Origin of the sequence: Streptomyces sp. NPDC006265, assembly GCF_040613555.1 — a bacterium.
In the GTDB taxonomy this organism is placed as follows: Bacteria; Actinomycetota; Actinomycetes; order Streptomycetales; family Streptomycetaceae; genus Streptomyces.
Genome location: NZ_JBEXSH010001048.1, coordinates 1 through 2803 on the forward strand (window position 1 = coordinate 1; position 2803 = coordinate 2803).

Below are 2803 nucleotides of genomic sequence, written 5' to 3' on the forward strand. Positions count from 1 at the left end.
ACTTACAGGCGCCGCAAGTGCCGCTCAGTCGGCGCCGCCGACGCTTGTTGCCTCCGGGGGGATCCATGCCGTACGCCCTGCGTGCCCGACGCGCCGTCCGGGAGGACGGTCTCCGGTCTCCCCCGCGAGTTCTGGTGGCTGTGCCCCGGGGTTCGCTCATCGCGTCCTCCCCTGTGTCGCGCCGGGCGCCGCGACCAGGTGCAGCCGCTCCACGTGGACGACGACCTCCGGCACCTGCATTCCCACCAGGCCGCCCACCCGCTCGACGACTTGGTGGCGCACCGTGCGGCAGCGGTCGCCGATGTCGCAGGGGTAGCCGAGTTCGATGTGGACCCGGACGTGGGCCACCTCGTGGTGGACGGTGACGGACGCGGACGGCCGGTCGGCGTCGGGCGGCAGGGTGCCGACGGCCTCGCGGGCCGCCTGCGAGGCGATCTTCGTGACGACCCGGTCGGCGATCCGGGTCGCGCCGCGCTCGCCGGGCGGAACGGCCGCCAGGGGTCTGTCGAGCTCACCGGCCCCCGTGCTCACGGGCGTCACCGCCGCCGTTCACGGACACGGAAGAAGTCGCCGAAGTCCATGTCCCCGTCCAGGAACCGGCCGACGACGAAGCCGACGGCGCCCAATGCCGCCACCAGCACGAAGGCACCGAATCCGCCGAAATATCCGGCGAAGGCCAGCGCCATGCCGGCGATCATGCCGACCACGGCCATGCTCATGCGCTCCTCAGCTCCTCAGCCGCTGTGTTGTCCGTTGGCCCGTGCCTCACTGGATCCGGCGCTCCGGTTCGTCTTCCTCCTCGTCCGGCAGCTTCACGTCGCTCACCGCGATGTTGACCTCGACGACCTCGAGACCGGTCATCCGCTCGACGGCGGTGATGACGTTCTCCCGTACGTCCCGGGCCACATCGGCGATCGACACGCCGTACTCGACGACGATCTCGAGGTCGAGGGCGGCCTGCACCTCACCGACCTCGGCCTTCACCCCGCGCGTCACCGACTTCGTGCCGCCGGGCACCCGGTCACGCACGGCGCCGAAGGTGCGGGACAGGCCGCTGCCCATGGCGTGCACGCCGTCGACGTCTCGTGCGGCGAGCCCGGCGATCTTCTCCACGACGCCGTCCGCGATGGTCGTCCGGCCCCGGGAGCCCGGATCTCCTCCCCCGCGCTTGACCAGTGGGCTCCTGCGCGCCGCCGGCGTCTCGGACTCCCCGCCCCGGTTCTCGGTCATGTCAGCCATCGCCGTACGTCCTTTTCGGTCGTCGTCCTTGAACCACCGTAAGCACGGTTACGCGGAAGCGCGCCTCTGATGCGGCAGGCTGGAGGAATGACGGCCGACCGATGGACGCAGGCAGTGAGGCATCAGCTGGGAATCGGCAGGCTGCTGCCGCTGGGTGACGCGCGGGACGGCGCGTGGATCGCGGAGCGGGCAGCCGAGGCGGTGCTGCGGGGTGCGGCATGGGACGCGCCGGGCGTGCGCCTCGACGCGCTCCGTGTCGCGGTCGCCGGCACGGAGGACACCGAGGAGCCGGCCGTGCCGGCGCCGCCGAGTGCTCTGCCGCCCGGCCCGTTGCGGGTGACGGCGGAGTTCGCCGCGACGGCCTCCCAGCCCCTGCCGACGACGGCGTCCCTGCTGCGGGCCACGCTGGTGACGGCCGCGACCCAGCGGCTCGGCCTGATGGTGACGGAGGTGGACCTGAAGGTGACGGGCCTGCTGGACGACGAGGGGCCCGCGGACACCGGGGCCGCCGCAGCCTTTCCCGAACTCCCGGATGCCGCGCGGGCCGAAGGCGGCGACGAGGCCCGTGTGGCCGCCGCCGCGCTGGGGGTCCAGGGCGTCCTCCGTCTGACCGGCACGCTGGGCCACCCCGTGCACATCGGGGAACTCCCCGGCGAGGATGCCGCGCTGCCGCACCGCCATGTCCGGCTGGAGCTGGCGGTGGGCGCCGGCCGGCGGGCCCGGGACGTCGCCCGCGAGGTCCGGACGGCGGTCAGGAGGGTGCTGCCGGATCACCCGACGGTGGCGGTCGTGGTGAGCGCGATCGGCTGACCGCGTTCCCGGCCGGCCCCGCGGTCCTCAGTCCCCGACGCCCGCGAGATCCCGCAGCCGGCGGGCCTGGGACTGGCGCTCCGCGGCGCGCTGCTCCTCGTACGTGCGGTCCTGGGCGCCGCGCAGCAGGGCCTTGGTCTCGATGACCGCGTCCCGGGGCGCGGCGAGCACGGCCGACGCGAAGTCGCGCACGGCGTCGTCGAGCTGTCCGGCCGGTACGGCGAGGTTCGCGAGCCCGGTGTTCACCGCCTCCTCGGCCGCGACGAAGCGCCCGGTCACGCAGATCTCCAGCGCGCGGGCGTATCCGACGAGTCCCACCAGCGGATGCGTACCCGTCAGGTCGGGCACGAGTCCGAGGCTGGTCTCGCGCATGGCGAACTGCACGTCGTCGGCGACGACGCGCAGGTCGCAGGCGAGGGCGAGCTGGAAGCCCGCCCCGATGGCATGCCCCTGGACAGCGGCGACGGAGACGATGTCGCTGCGCCGCCACCAGGTGAACGCCTCCTGGTATTCGGCGATGGTCGCGTCCAACTCGGCGTCGGCGCCGCGCGCGAGGTCGACGAACGACGGTTCGCCGTCGAAGCCCTCGGGCGTGAACGCCTGCCGGTCGAGCCCGGCCGAGAAGGACTTGCCCTCGGCCCGCAGCACCACGACGCGGACGGAACCCGGCAGCTGCCGCCCGGCCTCGGTCAGCGCCCGCCACAGAGCGGGGCTCTGCGCGTTGCGCTTGGCCCCAGTCGTCGAACTCGGCCGA

The 2803-nt window shown here is 73.6% G+C and carries 5 protein-coding genes; 1 reads left to right on the forward strand and 4 read right to left on the reverse strand.

The window, feature by feature from the left end; all coding sequences use genetic code 11:
• Positions 1-156: 156 nt before the first annotated feature.
• The 3 genes from ABZ281_RS44955 to ABZ281_RS44965 are packed head-to-tail and all read right to left on the reverse strand — an operon-like array spanning position 157 to position 1239.
• Positions 157-540, reverse strand: coding sequence for a hypothetical protein (locus ABZ281_RS44955; RefSeq protein WP_356664116.1), 384 nt, complete (start codon positions 538-540; stop codon positions 157-159).
• Entirely contained in the window at positions 537-719 is a 183-nt protein-coding gene (locus ABZ281_RS44960) for a hypothetical protein (protein ID WP_033310926.1), read from the reverse strand. The genes ABZ281_RS44955 and ABZ281_RS44960 overlap by 4 nt, the downstream gene beginning before the upstream one ends.
• Before the next feature lie 46 nt (positions 720-765).
• Positions 766-1239, reverse strand: a complete 474-nt coding sequence (locus tag ABZ281_RS44965) for an Asp23/Gls24 family envelope stress response protein (RefSeq protein WP_356664118.1) — start codon at positions 1237-1239, stop codon at positions 766-768.
• 87 nt (positions 1240-1326) lie between these two features.
• Between ABZ281_RS44965 and ABZ281_RS44970 the strand changes: the two genes are divergently transcribed.
• Positions 1327-2049: a nucleopolyhedrovirus P10 family protein gene (locus ABZ281_RS44970; protein WP_356664120.1), complete on the forward strand. Its 723-nt coding sequence runs from the start codon at positions 1327-1329 to the stop codon at positions 2047-2049.
• Between the two features lie 27 nt (positions 2050-2076).
• Here ABZ281_RS44970 and ABZ281_RS44975 read toward each other — a convergent pair.
• Positions 2077-2803 (reverse strand): enoyl-CoA hydratase/isomerase family protein (locus ABZ281_RS44975; RefSeq protein ID WP_356664122.1); only part of this gene is annotated, 727 nt, incomplete at its 5' end.

What these genes read in the sequence shown, in the direction of transcription:
- ABZ281_RS44960 (WP_033310926.1), bottom strand. Translation starts at nt 719, where the DNA reads ATGAGCATGGCCGTGGTCGGCATGATCGCCGGCATGGCGCTGGCCTTC.
- ABZ281_RS44965 (WP_356664118.1), bottom strand. Translation starts at nt 1,239, where the DNA reads ATGGCTGACATGACCGAGAACCGGGGCGGGGAGTCCGAGACGCCGGCG.
- ABZ281_RS44970 (WP_356664120.1), top strand. Translation starts at nt 1,327, where the DNA reads ATGACGGCCGACCGATGGACGCAGGCAGTGAGGCATCAGCTGGGAATC.